Here is an 18,205-nt window from a genome sequence, read left to right on the forward strand (position 1 = left end):
TCCCTTATCTTAATTCCTATCTTGATTCGGCAGAGTGACAAAAGAGGGATACAGCACTTTGCGCTGTAACGGAGTACAGTATCATTAGAGATCAGTCATTGCGAATGGAACGAAGTGGAATGAAGCAATCGCAAAATCACCCAATCTTGGCGATTGCTTCCCTCCGGTCGCAATGACAATTCTAACCCATAGATTAAATACTGTACCTCAATACAGCGCAAAGCGCTGTAAACTTCCGATCTTTTTGAAATGTAAAGAGGGATACTTCGGATCGTTCTTAAGCAACTCATAATTCTTGTCTGCCAGGGATTGAACTTCCTGTGGCAACTGACGATAGTATTCCCAAAACTGGGGAGTAGTGAAATGTTTTAAATTTCCTGGTACTTTCCATCTCTGAATTCTTTCCTTGCTTGTTGAATAAGACCATCTAGCTTGCCTGCTTCAAGGTCTTCCTCAATTTGCCGATCCCAGAGAGATTCAGAAAATTCATCCAGCCACTGAAGCAGTTCTTTAAACTCTCCTGTAGAAAGTTTCATTACTGCTTCTTGGATTTCGGTAACTGTCATAACACCTCTTTCAGAAATGTATTGCATCTATAATTTTGAGTAGTAAATGTTTGTTATTGTTGTTGCTGCAATGAACCCTTCAATTTCTCCAGCATCAATGCGCTCAAATAATCTTGCTGCACTGTCCACAAAGGGTTCTCGTTCTTGAAAGAAATCAAGCACAACGTTAGTATCAATAAGAATTCGCATTACTTGTATTTTTCAGTCAAATAAGTGATGTAATCCTCTTTAGCATTCCTTTCTTCTGTAGGTGCTGAAGTTTTTGCAATCCCTCGTAACCGAGATAGGTTACCCTTTTTTCGCTGGGGATACGCTTCTCGTTTGAGAGATTCTAAAAGAGTTTGGACTAACTGCCAGCGATCGCCAGTTGAGAGTTGTAGTGCTTGCGTTTGTATGTCTTGTAATGTCATTATCAATCAACGATAGAAATTTAGGGTTATTGTAGCTCAAACGGCGACTGCCTCCCCTAACGGCAAGTCAGCACGATAGACTATTAAGCCAATTCCAAACCCAAGAACTATAGCAGTGAATGAGTTGGTTCGGACAGTAGGTTATGGTTTTAGGCAATAGACAATAGGCAATAGGCAATAGAAAATGTCCTAACTATCCTTTGCCCTGCTATAAATAGATCTCATTTGTTCTAGGACAGTCGATTTAAGGCCAATCGAGAGCCTCCATATCTACCTCATCTGGTGGAGGAGTGTTGTAATTACGTTCTCTAATACGGTGTACAAATCGATCGGGGAGCCTAAAACAATGTTTCTCTACATAATGAGAGAGGCAATCTGGCCAAAATAAAACACCATCACTCCGATATACAAGTGTGTTTATTTTCTCCTCACAATCGTGACATTTTTTAAGCTTATTTGAAGCGACCACCATATTAGGAGCCTTTTTCAAATATTCAATGATTTTATCTTTATCAGGAGGAAGCCAATTTTCATCAATATGCGCGCTCAGATCGAAAGGTTGATCGGTGTGTCTTTCCTCTGCATACCAGAAACCATACCAGTTATATTTCCAGTCATGGGCGAATTTTTCTGCTTTTATATTCATACATAGGTCAGGGGATATTTAAGAAAAAACGGTTGAAATGAAGGGGGTTTGAGGGAAGAATTGCTCTTAGCAGCTCTAAATTTAGCATAATAAAGATCTATGAGCAAAGTGGATAAGTTATGCATATTCCTGAAATCCTTGGTTGGCCGACTTCGGTAGGGGAGGCAAAATTAATCCAAGAAGAATGGCGCGATCGCACTGTCACCTCCGATGAATTCCCAGAAGTCCATTGGGTTGCTGGAGTCGATCTGGGATTTGAAGATGACGGGAAAACCACGAGAGCCGCAGTTGCGGTGCTGAGTTTTCCCGACTTAAAGCTGATCGAAACGGCGATCGCTCTTTGTCCGACGATCTTTCCCTATGTTCCGGGTTTTCTCTCCTTTCGGGAAGTCCCTCCCATCCTGCAAGCGCTCCGTCAACTGACTACAACTCCCGATCTCATCCTCTGCGACGGTCAAGGATTAGCCCATCCGCGCAGATTTGGATTAGCCTGTCATCTGGGGACACTGCTCGATTGTCCCACCATTGGTGTAGCGAAATCCAGGTTTATCGGTACTCATGATGAACCTGCACCCCAACGAGGCAGTTGGACACCTCTCAAAGATCGGGATGAAATCATTGGTGCAGTGCTGAGAACCCGCACCAAAGTTAAACCCCTGTATGTGTCCATTGGTCATAAGATCGGCTTAGAGACGGCGATCGCCTATGTCCTTGATTGTAGTCCCCATTACCGTCTCCCCGAAACCACTCGCATCGCCGATCGCTTGGCCTCCAATCGAATTTAGCGCTCAGGTGAAGTACAATAGACCCAGATTCAGAACTTGTCTTCTGAAGCGTTGGGTTAGCGCAACTTATAGAACCTTATGGAAGAAAATAACCAGTCTTTAAACTTACAATTTAATCCGAATCGCTCCTATATCCCCATCTCCTATGAAGATGCGGATGTCGGCTTATGTACTCCAGAATTTGCCGCTAGTATTGTTGACACCATCAACAAATCCGAAAAACTCCAACAGGAAAACGAAAAGCTCACTCAACATAATAAAACCCTAACTAAAGCCCTGAAAATGGCCTGTACCGACTTAGTGAAACAGTTGGGGGGAACGCCCCAACAAATCAATGAGTTATTCAAGCAATATGTCGATCGCTTTAAGCGTCCCGATCATGGTTCGCGGGCGATCATGTTCCTATTGCGCGATCGCCAAGAACAACTCGATATTAGCGATAAAGAGTTTGTGCGCTTTTGTGACTCCTATAAACTCTCCCCCCAAGATCTGCGGGATGTGTATGGAGGAAAAGAAATTAGCGACGAACAAATTCTGGCGATCGCCCGCATCGTCGGGCGTGCCCCCAAAGAACTGATCCAAATTCGGGATGGATTCACCGATAATGAAATCTCCAAACTTGCCCGTATTTTAGGAACCAGTACTGAAGAACTCTCCGAACTCTTTGAAAGTCAATAGACTTCTTGCAGAAGTCAGGCAAAAGGCAATAGACATGAATAGCAATAGTCATCAGAATATGTGATTACTGCATTGCTCTTCATTTTCCCCTTTCCTGTTCCCTATTCTCTAGCGCGAAGCGCTGTATATTTTTGTATGAGTGATATGAATGATCCCCCCCCCAAGCAAGGGTTTGGACAATGGATTAGTTTTGCCGCCGATCGCTTTGGATTTGCTGGTTTAGGTTATATTCTCGGCGCAATCCTGGTTCTGGTCATCGGTTGGTTGATTCACGCTTCCCAAAAATCCCCTCCTTCCAACCCTAAAACCCCTACTGAACAACAGCCATAACGAGGATAGGGGGACACGGAGAAACGGCGGAGGCACAGACGTGGGGACACGGAGATGCGGAGATTACCCATTACCCATTACCTATTACCTATTACCCAATTACCGAATTTATGACCATTCAACCTTTTCAGATCGGCGAGCAGGATTTGAGCGACGAGCAACTCGCCCATTATATGCAAGTAGACGAAATTGCGGTAGATACCGAAACCATGGGCCTATTGCCCCTGCGCGATCGCCTCTGTTTAGTACAAATTTCTGACCCCCAAGGTCATGTAATTGCCATCCGGATCGCCAAAGGACAAACCACAGCCCCCAACCTCAAACAACTGCTAGAGTCTCCAAAGATCACTAAAGTCTTTCACTTTGCCCGATTTGATGTTGCCCAATTTCAGCATCATTTCAATATCATCGTTAACCCGATCTTCTGTACCAAAATCGCCAGCAAACTCGCCCGTACCTACACCAACCGTCACGGACTCAAAGAATTAGTCCAAGAACTGGAAAAAGTTGAACTCGATAAAAGTGCCCAAAGCTCAGATTGGGGAAATGTAGGTAACCTCTCCGAGGAACAACTTAGTTACGCGGCTAATGACGTGCGCTATCTTCTCAGTGTTAAAGAAAAGCTCATCCACATGCTACACCGAGAAGAGCGTTGGGAACTTGCTCAACAGTGTTTTGGCTGTATCCCTGTTTTAGTCGCCTTAGACCTGTTGCAGTACAAAGATGTATTAGAGCATTAATTGAGTCATAAATGATATCAAGTCTGCCTCAATTCGGGATACTTTCTTACCTGTAGTAACAGAAAAAAGGTTCTCAAAGATAACAGGAAAAGTAGTGATTCAAGAACTGGCTCTAGCGATCGCCACCCCCGACTCCAACCCCATCCTACTCCCCCCCCACATTCCTCAGAAGTTGGTGTATTTAGCTGGCCAGAGATGGGAGAATTTGAACTAGATACTCCGGAAGTTATCTCTGAAGCAGCAAAGCGGGTATTATCCGACTCAGACTGGGGAACAATAGCCATTAGAGATCGCACAGAAGCAGCCAAGTTGGGCGATCGGGTAGAATCAAACAACTGGAACACTGGAGAATACTTAGGAGAGAAAACCTTTTCCTTTCAACCCGGCGATCGCCTGGGAATCAGGTTAGCGCCAAACGCGAGCATTCAGGAAGTATTAGATAACCCAGAAGCCACGGGATATAGAGCGCCCCTATATTTTGTGGCGATCTACAGCAGTTAGATCGAATTATTCCCAGTCATTAAACCCTAGGGGAGTTAGTACCTCTTCAGATGTCACATCCTTTCATAAAACACGCTTAGGGTAAGTTGTTAATTATTAAGGGTTAATTCTTCTTCGGTTTCATTTAATGGGGTTTGCTTGGCTTCTATTTCTAACAGTTCAGGAATGGTGACAAAGCGATAACCTTGTTGTTTGAGGGTGGTGATAATTTGGGGTAGGGCTTCGACGGTATTGCGGCGATCGCCTCCGCCATCATGAAAGAGTACAATCCCACCAGGGGTGACGCTCTTTAAGACGTTATCGATTAACACCGGGGTAGACACATAATAATCCTCTGAGTCGGAAGACCACATCATAATCCCATAGCCTTTAGACTCGGCATAATCGGCTAAACCGCTCTCTAGATTCCCTCCTGGAGGTCGAAACAGCTTGGTTTTAATTCCCGTGGTCTCAAAAATTAATTTACTGGTGGACTCGATTTCCTGGGCAGCCGTTTGCGGATCGAGAGTATGGGTATAATGATGTTCGGTATGATTTCCCAGAATATGCCCAGCATCAGCGACTTTTTTGGCAATTTTGGGATGGTTTTTCATATGCTGTCCCACCAAGAAAAAGGTCGCTTTAATCTCATGTTCCTTGAGAATATCTAAGATTTGTTCAGTTGTCTTCGGCCAAGGGCCATCATCAAAGGTTAAAGCCACAACTTTTGGCATGGCTAAAGCGTTAGCCTGACTGATCACTTTGCCCCGAAATTGTTCTGGAACATCCACAACTGTGAAAGAGGGTTCGAGTTTTGGGGGGAAGACAGCAACTGGACTGGGTGAGACTTCTGGAGTGGGAGCAATGCTAGGAGGGGGATCGAGGGGAAGTGGTGTAGAGATGGCAAATTGATTTTGATGAATCCAATGGGCATTGATCAGTTGTGCATAAAACCACCAGCAGGAAAGAATAAAACTTACAGCAGTTAAACGACTGATAAGTAAAGTCCGCATCAGCCGGAATTGGAAAGATTTTGGAATAGATGCAGTGGGAGCTGGAGCGAGGGCACTGCTTTGTTCGCTGGCAGGGGTGGCAATTCGTACGGCTTGTTTCCAGAGGATGCGGCGATCTCCAGCTTGTCTAGCGATAATTCTCACCTGGTGAATAGCTGCTGAGTTTAGCGTCCACAGACGATAGCAGACAAATCGCACTAAACGCTGCTGGAGGCTTAAACATTGATCTTTGCGTCTCGGATGGTGAAAATCAACCTGAACATTCAGCCAGCGATCCGGAGACTGGTTCACTTGCACGGAAACCCCTTGCGGTGCAAGTAAGCTATTCATCCAATAACTAATTGCCTGGGGATTCCCTTCCTTAGCGAGGTCGAGCAGAGAAGGTTGAGCAAAGATCTCAGAATAGGTCATGGGGAATGGGGAATAGGGAATGGGGGATAGGGAATAGGTTTCTAAGGATTGAAGTTCTCCTACTCTGCTATACCCGTTAGCCGTTACTAGGGGTCAAGTTTCAATTTTTTCGGGTGGATTGGCATTTGTCAATCTTTGGAGTCTAAATCTGGCTTTGCCGAAACACCCATCTTGTTCTGTAGAGCGTTGACTCAGTTTTTCCTTCGCATCCTTTGCTAGATCTTCTTTGGTTTTGCGCCAATACTCTAAGGCTTGTTCTGGGTTACCCTCCTGTTCCCAGACTTGAGCGAGTAAACAAGCGGCATGGGGAGCAGTAAGATTTTTAGAGATCGATAGAGAAACTGCCTTTTCTAAATCCTCTTTCGCTTCTATCCACCGTCCTTGCTTCATTCTCGCCCATCCGCGATTTTTCCAACAGGCAATTTCTATACCGGGGTAGACTGGACGCTCGATACACTGATTGCTCCGGTAGATAGCTCGATCCGGATTTCCCAGGCGAATGTTGAGATAGGCGGCTTCTGCCTGAGCATCTGGATGTCCTTTATTGGCAGCTCTTTCGTACCAAAAAAGACAGATGCTATTTAATTCTTGCTTCTGTTTACAGACCCAGCCGCGATTATAGTAAGCTTGGGGTTCCCAGGGAGCGATCGCGATCGCCAAACCATTCAAGAACAGAGGTTAGGGATGATGAAGCTAGGTTTATTAAATCACAAAAGATTCAATCATGCACATCTGGCCTAACGAAATTTGGACACTAAAGGGTTCTCCGGTTTCTCCCTTAAACTCCATTTGAATATTCTTAGTTTGGGTGGCGATCGCTTCCATAATAGAACGACCCGTTTCATTCAAGATATTCACTTTCAGATTGTGGGGGAGATAGATCTGTTCTGCTGTGGGATAAAGCTCAACGGAAATCTGCATTTCTCGATTGATCGGTTGAACCCCAATCAGCCGTGTAAAATGGTTGTTCTGGTGTTGAAACAATTTGCCTCGCTTAACACCCTGACGTTTATCTCTGGAGCGAAAATTAAGTGCCAATTGTGGCTCCTGAACAGGGAAGATTTCCTCAAAGGTTTTCCAACCTTGGGCGATCGAGTTTTGTAGCCAATCACTGAGGTTAATCCGGGGAAACGGTATGGGCTGCAAAAAGTCAAACAGTTCTTCTGGCGATCGCAATTGACTTAAAGGAATCATTTCTGCGTCTACTTGCTCCACAAATCCTAGAATTTCCGCGTCCGTTAATTCCCGATTTAATCTTACCGCAATATAGGCGAGACGATCCTCAAAGACTTCTGGAGGAACCCTCATATAATCCTGACCTAGTAAAACCGGACGGCATTCAATTTTACTTGATGAGGCAACTCTAAGTCCGCCACATCGAAGCAAGCCTGAAGCACGCTATCAAAGCTCTCGCAAACTTCTGTATGGGGATCAAAGCCCAAGTATTGAAGATGAAACTTAATCGCTAAAACTGATAGGGTATTCAAATAGACTGGCTTGCGCTTTCGAGGATTCTTTTGTGAGTGCAAAAACACTTCAGCTTGTTGATGGTCGCTAAATCCAAGGGGAATTTTAGGACTGATGGAATTGAAGAATGGGGAAGAATGAATAACCATGACAATAAACTCCAAGAACAAAATTAAAATCAGGTTGTTAAATCCTGTAACTGTTTTCTGAATTGAATCATTTTGCGCCGATAAAAGCTCGACAAGGTCGGAACGCTAACCCTCAGAGATGCAGAAATCTCTTGCCAAGACTGACCATAGAGCCGCCTTAAAATCAAAATCCTCAGATTCGCCTTCGGATGACCTTTAACATGAATTTTACTCAATTCATGTTCTGGATTATCCTCTAATTGTTTAATGACTTTTTCTGTAATAGAGAGATTTTGCTCATCGTCATGACTGTCGGGTTCGTATTCCTCGAAATCATCTAACGTCCGTTGATAAAATTGCAATCCATGGAGATGAGAGCGGCGAAACTCTTGAATAGCGCCCAACCAAAAACGCTGTTTGAGTAAGAAGTTAACCCAAGCTAATACCATTTCTCTTTAATTTTGCCACTCATGATTTCTATTGAGGTAATTGTCTGAGAGTATTTATTAAGCGCAATATCATGGAGAAATAGTATAACCCTCTTCTGTCACTCTCCGAGTTCAATGAATAGGAAATCTGCCAATTAGACGGAAGGATAAAAGGATTGAAATTGATTAACACCGTTAATCAATTTATTAAATCCCCTCCATAAATAAGAACTCGGAACAACATCTAACCACGGAACAATTGACCAGAACAGAAGGGTCGGCTGAATCAGTAAACGAAAATTCTTCAAGATACTTTTCCAACTGCCAGAGCGATCCCACTGTGAGGGAACCGAACAATCTCCTTGAACTTTAGCACTTTTTATCTTCTGGGATTCTGAATTATTTAATCACCAAAATGGTTGACTATTCAAACTAATCATTAGATCTGTAACTCTACATCCATTGATCTATCTCGCTTTTAGCTATTGATACTCTATTTTATTCTATCTTCATTCTTGGAGAGTGACAGAAGAGGGATAAGACATTTTCTGTTCCTCATTCCCTGTTTCTTAAACCCATAATTTAGCTGTCCTAACTTAACAAGTTCCTTGCTAAACTTAAAAGCGATCGCTTGCTAAACTTAGAAGCGATCGCTTTTAAGGAAAATACTCCAGTAGAGTTCGTTCATCATTCCCCTTACTGGCTAAGGTTTTGAGTGAAGTTAACCGGCTGTCGTGGCTGCACTTACAGCTTTCTTAAGTAATTCCACTTTATCGGTTTTTTCCCAGGGCAGATCTAAGTCATTGCGGCCGAAATGACCATAGGCGGCTACATCTTGATAGAAACGTCCTCCCCGTTCCTGGGGTAGGGTACGCAAACCAAAGGTTTCAATAATTCCCGCTGGACGGAATTCAAAGACCTTTTGGGCTGCTTCTAGCAATTGGTCATCATCGACCTTACCCGTCCCAAAGGTTTCAATCATAATGCTCACGGGACGAGCGACCCCAATGGCATAACCCAATTGCACTTCACATTTTTCTGCGAGTCCTGCTGCAACGATATTTTTAGCTGCATATCGGCAAGCATAGGCAGCAGAACGGTCTACCTTAGTGGGGTCTTTACCGGAAAATGCGCCGCCACCATGACGAGAATAGCCACCATAGGTATCAACAATAATTTTACGTCCAGTTAGACCCGCATCCCCTTGGGGGCCACCAACTACAAATTTACCAGTAGGATTAACAAAATATTTGGTTGCACTGTCGGGTTTGATCTCTAAATCAGAAAATGAGGGAAGCACCACGGCATCCCAGAGATCTGCTTTAATTTTTTTCTGAATTTCCGTGTTGTCAGTCACTTCACCGATGGTGGCTGCATGTTGGGTGGAAATCAACACGGTATCAATAGCAACAGGCTTACCGTCTTCATAGGCAACGGTCACCTGGGTTTTACCATCAGGACGCAGATAGGAGAGTTGCCCTGTTTTGCGGACTGCGGCTAACCGACGAGAAATGCGGTGAGCCAAACTAATAGGCAGAGGCATTAATTCGGGGGTTTCGTTGCAGGCAAAGCCAAACATCAACCCTTGGTCTCCTGCACCCGTGGAGTCAAAGCGCTCTTCACTCGACATTTCCCGCTGTTCGGCGGCAGCATCAACCCCTTGAGCGATGTCAGGAGATTGGGCATCAAGGGCAACCAGGACGGAGCAACTGTTGCTGGTGAAGCCGCCTTCACTATGCACATAGCCAATTTCAGCAATTTTTTTCCGCGCCAGATCAATGTAGTTGACTTGGGCTTGGGAGGTGATTTCACCAGTGATTAAGACTAATCCAGTATTGACAGCCACTTCGGCGGCTACGCGGCTGGCAGGGTCTTCGGCCAGCAGAGCGTCAATGATGGTATCTGAGATTTGATCGCAGATTTTATCAGGATGGCCTTCAGTTACAGATTCTGAGGTAAATAAATAGCGACGAACCAAGGAAAAATCTCCTTTTGTTTAATGAGGTTGAACTCGAATCAAGTGATTTTATCTCTTGTCTAAGAGAGCCTACAGAAACTAGGAACTGGTTTCCATAAAGTTGATTCAATTGTGTAGAGTCAGAAAATCCTTAACTCCAGCTAACATCCCAATTTAACCGATCGCTTGTATTTCGTCTAATTTGGCGATCGCCACATCCGCTTTGTCTAGATTCGGTCGTCGGCTCCATCCCCAAGCTACACCAATGCTTCCGGCGGCTTGGGCATTGCGCGCCATGGTAAAATCTCCCGGAGCATCACCCACCATCAGCACCTCTTGGGGAGAGACTCCTAACTGTTCGCAGGCAGACCAAAATACTTGGGGATTGGGTTTGGTTAGGTGGGGTTCTGCTCCTTGAATAATTTGAATATAGTCGCTGAGTTGATAAAAATCGAGAAATTTTTCTATGTTTTCACGGATATCGGAGGAGACTACGCCTAATTTTAGATGCGATCGCCGCAAACGGTCGAACACTTCGGCCACTCCAGGCAGTACTACTGTTTCTTTGGCTTTATTCTGCATGACCCGATCTGCTTCCTGGAACGCTTGGTTAATGATTTCCAACGATTCCAGCCAACACCGTCCCGTTTCAGCCACATAAGCCGCTGCTGCAATTTTATTTTCTTGGCGACTCCCTACAGCCGTTAATCCGGCTGGATTAAACCCCTGTTCGTCCACCCCAAAGGCCATCAGTAACGGTTCTCCGACTCCAGGGATTTGGGCATCAATAAGGCGCGCTCTTCGCTGGGCCAGATGGCGTAGATAAGGTTCTGAATGGGCCAGGGTTCCATCCTTATCAAATAGGATAGCGCTGATGTTTTCAAACTGGCGATCGTGACATACAACCGTTACCATACTTCGACTCCGTATTCCCTAGCGCGAAGCGCCATAGCCAAAAGTTGGGTGGGACTCGCCCACCCACACCAGGGTCTCATAGCTCCTTCCTTGGTTTCTATTCAGCAGCCGCTAACTGTTCTTCTGGGATTTCTGAAACCGTTTCTTCCGGCTCCGATGCCTCAGCCTCATTTTCTACCTGGGGTTCTGCTGGGCCTTCTTCTACAGCCTCAACCGACTCTTGTGTCTCTTCTGCTGTCCCTTCCTCTACAGGAGTTTCAGCCGTTGGAGTCGAGTCTTCTTGAGGAAGTTCAATCCCTTCCGCTTGGGCGCGGAGTTTTTGACGATAGCGCTCGGCCATTTCTTCGGCTTTATCGTAAACCAAATCGGGATTCTTAACCATATCGCCCGGTTCAGGTTCGAGTTGCTTAGTAGACAGAGAAATCCGGCCTCGCTCGGCATCCAAGTCAATAATCATCACTTTGATCTCATCATTGACATTGAATACACTGTGGGGCGTATCGATATGGTCGTGGGAAATCTCTGAAATGTGCAGCAAACCGCTGACTCCACCGATATCGATGAATGCTCCATAAGGTTTGAGACCGCGTACCATTCCTAAGACGACTTCGCCCACTTCCAAGCGGTTCATCTTGCGTTCTACAAGCGCTCTTCTGTGGCTGAGAACCAAACGATTGCGGTCTTCATCCACTTCCAAGAATTTTAAGGGTAATTCTTCACCCATTAAATCTTCTTTCGGTTTGCGGGTGCTAATATGGGAGCCAGGAATAAATCCCCGAAGTCCTTCAATTCTCACTAAGGCTCCACCTCGGTTTGTGGCGAATACCTGGGCCCTGACCGTTGCATCTTCTGCTTGCAGTTGCCGGACTCTTTCCCACGCTCTCATATATTCGATGCGGCGAATGGAGAGGGTCAGTTGTCCATCTTCATTTTCATCGGTAAGGATGAAGAACTCACGGGTTTCATTAGATTGTAAGACTTCATCTGGGGTATCGATGCGGTTAATAGACATTTCCTGAATGGGAATGTATGCTGCGGTTTTCGCGCCGATGTCAATCAGAGCGCCCCTTGGCTCCAGACTGAAAACCGTACCAGCTACGGTATCGCCGGGGCTAAAATGATAGTCATATTTATCGAGCAGTGCAGCAAAATCTTCGTGCGTAAAACCGATGTCTGTAGCCATTAATTCCTGATTGACCATGCGAATGATTTCCTAGTAATTATCTCCGTATCTTTTGCTGGGGTTTACAGTGGGGACGCATTTTCGCAGCCTCCAAACCTCTACAAGGGGGTTTTACCAGTTACCCTGGGAATAACCCGAATCTGCTTATAACACAGACATTCTATAATACCCTATTTTTGTATTTCCATACCAGTCCCCTAGTCTAAAACTTGTTGAGGGGGAGTCTTAGAAAAAGATAGGGGAGAGGGTGAAGATGGGGCGCAATCAAGCCATCTCCTCATACATCAAAATGCCCCCAATGAGCTGTATTCCTTGCTTAGGAAGGGTTCGAGGTAGGGATTTGCCGCATGAGGGTGGCCATTTCTAGGGCATTCATGGCATAATTCCAACCCAGGTTACTTTTAATTCCAGCCCGTTCTAAGGCTTGTTGTAGGGTATCGGTGGTAAGGATACCAAAGATAACCGGGACTCCGGTTTGAAATCCAGCCGCAGCGATGCCTTTGGAAACTTCAGCCGATACATAGTCAAAATGGGGGGTATCGCCTCGGATCACGGCTCCTAAACAAATGATGGCATCATATTGATTAGCGATCGCCATTTGCCGAGCTACTAGGGGGATCTCAAAACTCCCTGGAACCCAGATATAATCGACTTGAGTCCCATTGGGATCGATATCTACCCCATGTCTTTTTAAGCAATCTTGACACCCAGTGAGCAGTTTTCCAGTGACGAGGTCGTTAAATCGACCAATAATAATGGCAAATCGCAGTCCCTCGGTCTGAGTAAATGTTCCCTCAAAAACGGTCATAGTTATAGCACTTTGCGCGGTAATTGGTAATCGGTAAGGGGAGAACTATTTTTCACGCTAGAGTCCCCATTTCTAAGGCTTGCTCTCATCCAACTTTTCAAGGGCAATGACTTGAAAAGGCTGATCTCTAGGAAGGGACAATAGTTAGTCTCAAAGATAACTAAGGATTGCCCCATGCCCAGAATCTTAAACAACAAAAAAATTCAAGATGCCAACCAGGATGACTAGGACGGCCCAGAAGCCAGAGCCAACATATAGCAAGGGTTTAGATTGTTCCCAGTTTTGGGGGAGAGCATAGGCAACGGGAACAGCCACGACTAAGACAAAGGATAAAAGAACTAAGGCAAATAGGGATAGTTGAAATAGAATTGACATAATGTACTCTCCTAACACGAGCAAGCAAATGGGTTAAGCCAGGTATGGCCTTTGTTTTACTATAGTGCCTCATGGCACCAAGCAAAAGAGTTTTGGCGGCTGGGGCGATCGCATCAGTAGGCAATCTGTGGCCAAACTCGTCATACTAGAGTTTAGAGTGGCTCAACCCTGCTTCTCCCGTTCCTCTGTGCTAATCTAAAATTTATGACTCGAACCAGCTCAAGACGCAAATCAACCGGTAATTTTGGCCCTAAATCTTCTCCATTTAACTATACGTTGGTGGCTTTGATGGGAGGGATCTTTGTTCTGGGGATCGGGATTGGGATCGCCTTTAGCTCCACGACTACTCTATCCCCGGAAAATGTGGCTTCCCGTGATTTTATCGATCGCAGTGCCCCAGATCCAGAATTATGTGTGAAATTTGGAGCGAGTGCGATGGTTATGGATGCTCGCCTGTATGTTACCTTAAACCCCTTTAGCGTCTATATCTCTCAACCCGCGATGCAACCAGGATGTGTACTCCGGCGCAATAACTGGGTGATTTTGGAACAGCGCAATCTCCTGCCCCGTGATAAGTTTAATGATTGTAAGAATCGGATGAATACCTTTGCTTATACAGGCAGTATTGACAGTAATCCCAAGGTCAATTGTGTGTATCAAAATGATAGTGCTGAAAACTTCTTCCTCAGTCAGCCCGGACTCAATCCTGGAGGAACGGCTCCAGAGAGCGATCGCTTTTAAGAGACTTCTTGCAGAAGTCCTGTCCAAGAGTTTTAATGATTTTTCTTAAGTACTGTGAGTGACGGAAGCTTAAAATAAACCTAAAAAATCCCTTCCGACTCAAAAAATATGATACCCCTGTCCGTAAATCAAGATTTATTGTACAGGGGTTTAAACATTGTGTCCTATGAAATTCGCTATAAACCCGCATTCGCGGCTGTGTTTGTCACCCTGAACCCTGGAGAACAAATCATTGCTGAAGCAGGAGCGATGACGAGTATGGATGCTGCATTATCCATGAAAACCGAGTTTTCTGGGGGCTTTTTCTCTGCCCTACTGCGGAAGTTTTTCGGAGGAGAATCCCTATTTGTCAATCGCTTTCAAAATAAGACCCAAAAGCCTTTAACTGTAGTATTTACTCAATCCTTAATTGGCGATATTGAATGTGTCAAATTAACGGGAAATGCCCTTTGTTTACAACCGGGGGCTTATATCGCTAGCGATCCTAATATTCAATTAGGGGTACGTTGGGCTGGTTTTGCCAGTTGGTTTGCTGGAGAGGGACTCTTTAAGTTGAAAGTAAGCGGTAGCGGAAAAGTTTTTTTTGGTGCTTATGGTGGCATCTCCCAACAGAGTGTATCGGGAGAATTTATTGTTGATAATAGCCATTTAGTTGCCTATAGTCCCAATATCAAAATGAGTATTGGTTTATCAGGGGGCATTTTTAGCTCAATCGCTTCTGGAGAAGGCTTTGTTAATCGTCTAAAAGGAAAAGGCGTGATTTACCTGCAATCGAGAAGTATGAGTGGTTTGGTCAGTTTTTTACGTCCGAAAGTCCGCAATTAAGAGATGATTTAATTATAGCTTATGGATATTCAATTACTAAAGCAGCCTGATAGTGCGATCGCCAAAGTTACACTCAACAGTGGCGAAGAAGTCATTGCTCAAGCTGGAGCAATGGTAGCAATGAGTGCTTCTATCAACACTAGTACTACCCTCCGCCAAGGAAAAGGGGGCGGAATTATGGGAGGACTCAAGCGCATGTTAGGCGGAGAATCCCTCTTTTTAAGTGTATTTCGATCGCCCATTCCTAATGGTGAAGTTTTTCTAGCTCCTACACTGATGGGAGATGTCATGGTTTACGAGATGACAGGACAAGAATTAGTGGTACAAGCCGCTTCTTATTTAGCTTGTGCGTCTGATGTGATTATTGACATTGGCTTTGAAGGCTTAAAATCCTTATTTTCAGGTGAAGCCATTTTTTGGCTAAAAATCTCAGGGATAGGTTCCGTAATTCTTACCTCATTTGGTGGAATTTATGAGATTGATGTCAATGGGGAATATATTGTAGATACGGGGCATATTGTCGCCTTTGAACGGAGTTTAGATTTTGAAATTGGTAAAGCCAATTCTAGTTGGTTGGGTGCATTTTTTGGGGGAGAAGGATTTATTTGTCGATTCAAAGGCAAGGGAAAAGTGTACTGCCAAACCCATAATTCAGGTAGCTTTGGATTGACGGTAGGATCGCAATTGCCTGAGCGTAGATAATTATAAATCATCCCAGGGTGGGCAGGAGAATAAGTCAGATTGTTCAGCTTATAGTTACTCTTGCCTTGCCCACTGACTTCCCATTACCCATTACCCATTATCATGTCACAATTTACTTATCAAATTGACCATTCCCCAGCTTATGCCTCCCTGGTGTTGAATTTACGTCCCCAACAGAAGGTATTAGTCGAAGCTTCTGCCATGGCAGCCATGGATAGCAATATCACCATGCAGTCAAAAATGAAGGGCGGTATGCTCAAAAGTGTGGGCAGAATGTTAGGGGGTGAGTCTCTATTTATTAATGAATTTACAGCAGAGAAAGCAGGAGGATCGTTATATATTTCTCCTGGAGTTCCTGGAGATATTCAGTATTATTCCCTCGATGGCAGTAAAGGTTTAATCGTACAATCTTCTGGGTTTGTGGCTTGTAGTGAGACGATCGACATAGATACCAAGTTTCAAGGAGTAAAAGGATTTTTTAGCGGTGAATCTTTGTTTCTGTTGCGAGCCAGTGGCACCGGTGATTTTTGGTTTAGTTCTTATGGGGCAATTATCGAAATTCCAGTGGAAGGAGCTTATGTAGTTGATACGGGTTATATCGTTGCTTTTGAAGACACTTTGCAGTATAATGTGGAGATGATTGGCGGATTAAGTTTTAAGAGTTTGAAAACGGGAATTTTAGGGGGAGAAGGTCTAGTTTGTCGCTTTAGTGGACAAGGGCGCTTATGGATTCAAACCCGTGGAATTTATCCGTTACTAAACTTTTTATATCCGTTTCGTCCGGTTAAAAGTAGTAGCTAACGATGAGCGATCGCAATCCTCCCACTAGCAACCGTCAGTTACTGATTCTCGCCGGTTTGTTTGTGCTGGCGATCGCCCTTACGATTTGGGCAGGAATGGCGATCGCCGATTTTGCCATTACCCGAATTCCCATCAGCGTCGAGCAAAAGCTGGGGAGTGTCATTATCCCTGTGTATGAGCAGCAAGCGGAAGACTCTGTAGAGCAAGATACCCTAAACCAACTGCTCGATCGCTTAGAAAGCCATTTAGAGGATAGCGATCGCGATTATCGGCTATTGTATATCAATCGACCCACGGTGAACGCGATCGCCATTCCTGGGGATGTCGTCATCATCTTCCAAGGGTTACTCGAAAACATCCAATCCGAAAACGAACTGATGATGATTCTCGGTCATGAATTAGGGCATTTTGCCCATCGAGATCATTTAAGACGGTTAGGGCGTACCTTAGTCATTCGTCTAGCCATTTTTACCCTATTTGGTAATATTGATTGGCTCAATGATGCCAGCACTTTGCTCGTCGCAATTAGCAATTCTCGTTATTCCCAATCTCAGGAAACTCAAGCCGATCGATTTGGCCTCACCCTACTCTATCAAACCTATGGTCATGTGGCTGGCGCGACCGACTTTTTCAGCCGCTTAAGCCAAGATGCCACTCGCAATTGGGATTTTCTCACCAGCCACCCCGCACCGAAAAAACGAATTAGTGCCCTAGAAGAAGAGATTCAACAACAGAATTATCCCCTCCAAGACAAGCAACCCCTACCCCATCCATTAAAAATTTAAAATTAATTGTTTTGCGTCATAAATCCATTGTGCAACTTTATCCACCGACGGACAAAGATCCCGGCGCTGCATAAGAGAAACTTGCAATTTCAGGACTTGACGATGCAATTGATGGGCAGACATTTGGGAGAGTTGAACAACTGAAGCAACTCCCGCATGGAGCAACAAGCCATTATATTCACAACCGACACTTTTTATTCTAGCTAAATCAGACAAAGCCATCCATTTATTCAAAACTTGGAGAGGCAAATGCAATTTTTGACCGTATTGGATGCGCTTTGGCATGGGAGTCATTTTTTTGAGCAGATCGCCAGTTGTGTTGACCCCTAAATCTGATAATTGGCTTTGGTGTTTGGTACTGAGTCCAGGTAATTGTTCTAGAGGCCAAATGCAAGGGGAGCTTCGTTGAGTAGAGGATGGAGGTTTCATGGTGAGGAGGGATGAAAATAGGGATAATTCTAAGTTATCCGATCAAAGGAGCTAGAAGCAAGAGCGATCGAAGAGGGGTAAATGGTCAAAATTTGTTAATCAATTTTTCCTACATCCCTTAGAATAGCCTCAATCAAGCTGGATTCGATATAAATTCCACTCAATTTTAACTGCTCAATATAGACACCAACTCGTCTAGCTTGAACATCATCTAGCCAAACAATACTATAGCGTTTCTCAAATAGATGAGGTACAATAAAAAGTATGCTTTCATTTGCTAGTTTATTATTCCTCTCTTCTAATGTACCTCACTAATTCGATAAAGGATATATTAGGGATAGATTGAGCTAAGGCAATTGCTTCAGCTATTTAAGAATTTGAGACGAGTTGATGGGGATCGCTATTTTATTTGATTATGTTAAACACCTACTTCTGCAAATAAGGCTTCTAGGGCTTCTAAAGTGAGTCCTTGTTGAATATATTGGGGATTGTCAGGATTGTAGGGAATTTTCAGGCGATCGCCCCCCACAATCTTAGCAGTTTCTGGTAAGACAGGGATATCTGGATTAAAGGCAGTCGATCGCATTAAAGAACTGGAAAAC

Annotated in this window: 23 protein-coding genes and 3 pseudogenes; 10 read left to right on the plus strand and 16 right to left on the minus strand. The window is 44.5% G+C overall.

Annotation, left to right across the window (positions count from 1 at the left end; genetic code table 11):
• Positions 1-207: 207 nt before the first annotated feature.
• The 5 genes and pseudogenes from AC3A14_RS19545 to AC3A14_RS19565 all read right to left on the minus strand — a co-directional run bounded on the left by AC3A14_RS19545 (position 208) and on the right by AC3A14_RS19565 (position 1,622).
• Positions 208-399, minus strand: coding sequence for a hypothetical protein (locus AC3A14_RS19545; protein WP_487779117.1), 192 nt, complete (start codon positions 397-399; stop codon positions 208-210).
• The gene (locus AC3A14_RS19550) at positions 369-566 is read right to left on the minus strand and encodes a hypothetical protein (RefSeq protein WP_318732610.1); all 198 of its coding nucleotides are present in this window, start codon (positions 564-566) and stop codon (positions 369-371) included. Before AC3A14_RS19550 ends, AC3A14_RS19545 begins: the two co-directional genes overlap by 31 nt.
• Positions 567-605: 39 nt before the next feature.
• A pseudogene (locus AC3A14_RS19555) lies at positions 606-755 on the minus strand (type II toxin-antitoxin system VapC family toxin); the annotation flags it as partial.
• Positions 755-976, minus strand: a complete 222-nt coding sequence (locus AC3A14_RS19560) for a hypothetical protein (RefSeq protein WP_318732608.1) — start codon at positions 974-976, stop codon at positions 755-757. The gene AC3A14_RS19560 and the pseudogene AC3A14_RS19555, both read right to left, overlap by 1 nt.
• A gap of 244 nt (positions 977-1,220) precedes the next feature.
• Positions 1,221-1,622 carry a hypothetical protein gene (locus AC3A14_RS19565; RefSeq protein ID WP_318732607.1) on the minus strand — a complete coding sequence of 134 codons (402 nt, stop codon included), beginning with the start codon at positions 1,620-1,622 and terminating at the stop codon, positions 1,221-1,223.
• Positions 1,623-1,741: 119 nt separating this feature from the next.
• Here AC3A14_RS19565 and nfi point away from each other — a divergent pair, with 119 nt between their 5' ends.
• The 5 genes from nfi (at position 1,742) to AC3A14_RS19590 (ending at position 4,656) form a co-directional block, all read left to right on the plus strand.
• Complete coding sequence (nfi, locus tag AC3A14_RS19570) at positions 1,742-2,407, plus strand: deoxyribonuclease V (RefSeq protein WP_318732606.1); 666 nt, start codon at positions 1,742-1,744, stop codon at positions 2,405-2,407.
• Between the two features lie 78 nt (positions 2,408-2,485).
• Positions 2,486-3,085 (plus strand): hypothetical protein, encoded by a 600-nt coding sequence (locus AC3A14_RS19575; protein WP_318732605.1) that lies wholly within the window; start codon positions 2,486-2,488, stop codon positions 3,083-3,085.
• 144 nt (positions 3,086-3,229) lie between these two features.
• The gene (locus AC3A14_RS19580; protein ID WP_271942690.1) at positions 3,230-3,415 is read left to right on the plus strand and encodes a hypothetical protein; all 186 of its coding nucleotides are present in this window, start codon (positions 3,230-3,232) and stop codon (positions 3,413-3,415) included.
• A 110-nt stretch (positions 3,416-3,525) separates the two neighbouring features.
• Positions 3,526-4,155 (plus strand): ribonuclease D, encoded by a 630-nt coding sequence (locus AC3A14_RS19585; protein WP_318732604.1) that lies wholly within the window; start codon positions 3,526-3,528, stop codon positions 4,153-4,155.
• A gap of 195 nt (positions 4,156-4,350) precedes the next feature.
• The gene (locus AC3A14_RS19590; RefSeq protein WP_318732603.1) at positions 4,351-4,656 is read left to right on the plus strand and encodes a hypothetical protein; all 306 of its coding nucleotides are present in this window, start codon (positions 4,351-4,353) and stop codon (positions 4,654-4,656) included.
• 89 nt (positions 4,657-4,745) lie between these two features.
• Here AC3A14_RS19590 and AC3A14_RS19595 read toward each other — a convergent pair whose 3' ends face one another.
• From AC3A14_RS19595 to psbZ, 9 genes and pseudogenes are all read right to left on the minus strand, one after another.
• Positions 4,746-6,059, minus strand: coding sequence for a polysaccharide deacetylase family protein (locus AC3A14_RS19595; protein ID WP_318732602.1), 1,314 nt, complete (start codon positions 6,057-6,059; stop codon positions 4,746-4,748).
• Positions 6,060-6,152: 93 nt separating this feature from the next.
• Positions 6,153-6,728 (minus strand): tetratricopeptide repeat protein, encoded by a 576-nt coding sequence (locus tag AC3A14_RS19600; protein ID WP_318732601.1) that lies wholly within the window; start codon positions 6,726-6,728, stop codon positions 6,153-6,155.
• Between the two features lie 33 nt (positions 6,729-6,761).
• Positions 6,762-7,675, minus strand: a pseudogene (locus tag AC3A14_RS19605) (DUF1822 family protein).
• Between the two features lie 29 nt (positions 7,676-7,704).
• Complete coding sequence (locus AC3A14_RS19610) at positions 7,705-8,103, minus strand: sigma-70 RNA polymerase sigma factor region 4 domain-containing protein (protein WP_318732600.1); 399 nt, start codon at positions 8,101-8,103, stop codon at positions 7,705-7,707.
• Positions 8,104-8,803: 700 nt separating this feature from the next.
• On the minus strand, positions 8,804-10,060 hold the full coding sequence (metK, locus tag AC3A14_RS19615; RefSeq protein ID WP_318732599.1) for a methionine adenosyltransferase: 1,257 nt from the start codon (positions 10,058-10,060) through the stop codon (positions 8,804-8,806).
• A gap of 153 nt (positions 10,061-10,213) precedes the next feature.
• The gene (locus AC3A14_RS19620; protein WP_318701529.1) at positions 10,214-10,954 is read right to left on the minus strand and encodes an HAD family hydrolase; all 741 of its coding nucleotides are present in this window, start codon (positions 10,952-10,954) and stop codon (positions 10,214-10,216) included.
• A 97-nt stretch (positions 10,955-11,051) separates the two neighbouring features.
• Positions 11,052-12,155 carry a S1 RNA-binding domain-containing protein gene (locus tag AC3A14_RS19625; protein ID WP_318701530.1) on the minus strand — a complete coding sequence of 368 codons (1,104 nt, stop codon included), beginning with the start codon at positions 12,153-12,155 and terminating at the stop codon, positions 11,052-11,054.
• A gap of 319 nt (positions 12,156-12,474) precedes the next feature.
• A pseudogene (gene ribH, locus AC3A14_RS19630) lies at positions 12,475-12,945 on the minus strand (6,7-dimethyl-8-ribityllumazine synthase); the annotation flags it as partial.
• Positions 12,946-13,131: 186 nt separating this feature from the next.
• Positions 13,132-13,320: a photosystem II reaction center protein PsbZ gene (gene psbZ, locus AC3A14_RS19635; RefSeq protein WP_318732598.1), complete on the minus strand. Its 189-nt coding sequence runs from the start codon at positions 13,318-13,320 to the stop codon at positions 13,132-13,134.
• A gap of 204 nt (positions 13,321-13,524) precedes the next feature.
• Here psbZ and AC3A14_RS19640 point away from each other — a divergent pair, with 204 nt between their 5' ends.
• The 5 genes from AC3A14_RS19640 to AC3A14_RS19660 all read left to right on the plus strand — a co-directional run bounded on the left by AC3A14_RS19640 (position 13,525) and on the right by AC3A14_RS19660 (position 17,174).
• A complete protein-coding gene (locus tag AC3A14_RS19640; protein ID WP_271940628.1) occupies positions 13,525-14,061 on the plus strand; it encodes a DUF3172 domain-containing protein in 537 nt (178 codons plus the stop codon).
• A 159-nt stretch (positions 14,062-14,220) separates the two neighbouring features.
• Positions 14,221-14,886 carry a TIGR00266 family protein gene (locus AC3A14_RS19645; protein ID WP_318732597.1) on the plus strand — a complete coding sequence of 222 codons (666 nt, stop codon included), beginning with the start codon at positions 14,221-14,223 and terminating at the stop codon, positions 14,884-14,886.
• A 21-nt stretch (positions 14,887-14,907) separates the two neighbouring features.
• On the plus strand, positions 14,908-15,588 hold the full coding sequence (locus tag AC3A14_RS19650) for a TIGR00266 family protein (RefSeq protein WP_318732596.1): 681 nt from the start codon (positions 14,908-14,910) through the stop codon (positions 15,586-15,588).
• A gap of 102 nt (positions 15,589-15,690) precedes the next feature.
• A complete protein-coding gene (locus AC3A14_RS19655) occupies positions 15,691-16,389 on the plus strand; it encodes a TIGR00266 family protein (RefSeq protein WP_318732595.1) in 699 nt (232 codons plus the stop codon).
• A gap of 2 nt (positions 16,390-16,391) precedes the next feature.
• A complete protein-coding gene (locus AC3A14_RS19660; RefSeq protein ID WP_318732594.1) occupies positions 16,392-17,174 on the plus strand; it encodes a M48 family metallopeptidase in 783 nt (260 codons plus the stop codon).
• Here the strand turns inward: AC3A14_RS19660 and AC3A14_RS19665 are convergent.
• Positions 17,163-17,603, minus strand: a complete 441-nt coding sequence (locus tag AC3A14_RS19665; protein WP_487779115.1) for a DUF4332 domain-containing protein — start codon at positions 17,601-17,603, stop codon at positions 17,163-17,165. The two genes, AC3A14_RS19660 and AC3A14_RS19665, sit on opposite strands and share 12 nt — an antisense overlap.
• Positions 17,604-18,021: 418 nt before the next feature.
• The coding region (locus AC3A14_RS19670) for a DUF7734 family protein (protein WP_487779116.1) at positions 18,022-18,205 on the minus strand (184 nt) is incomplete at its 5' end.

It is taken from the genome of Roseofilum sp. (genome assembly GCF_982964205.1).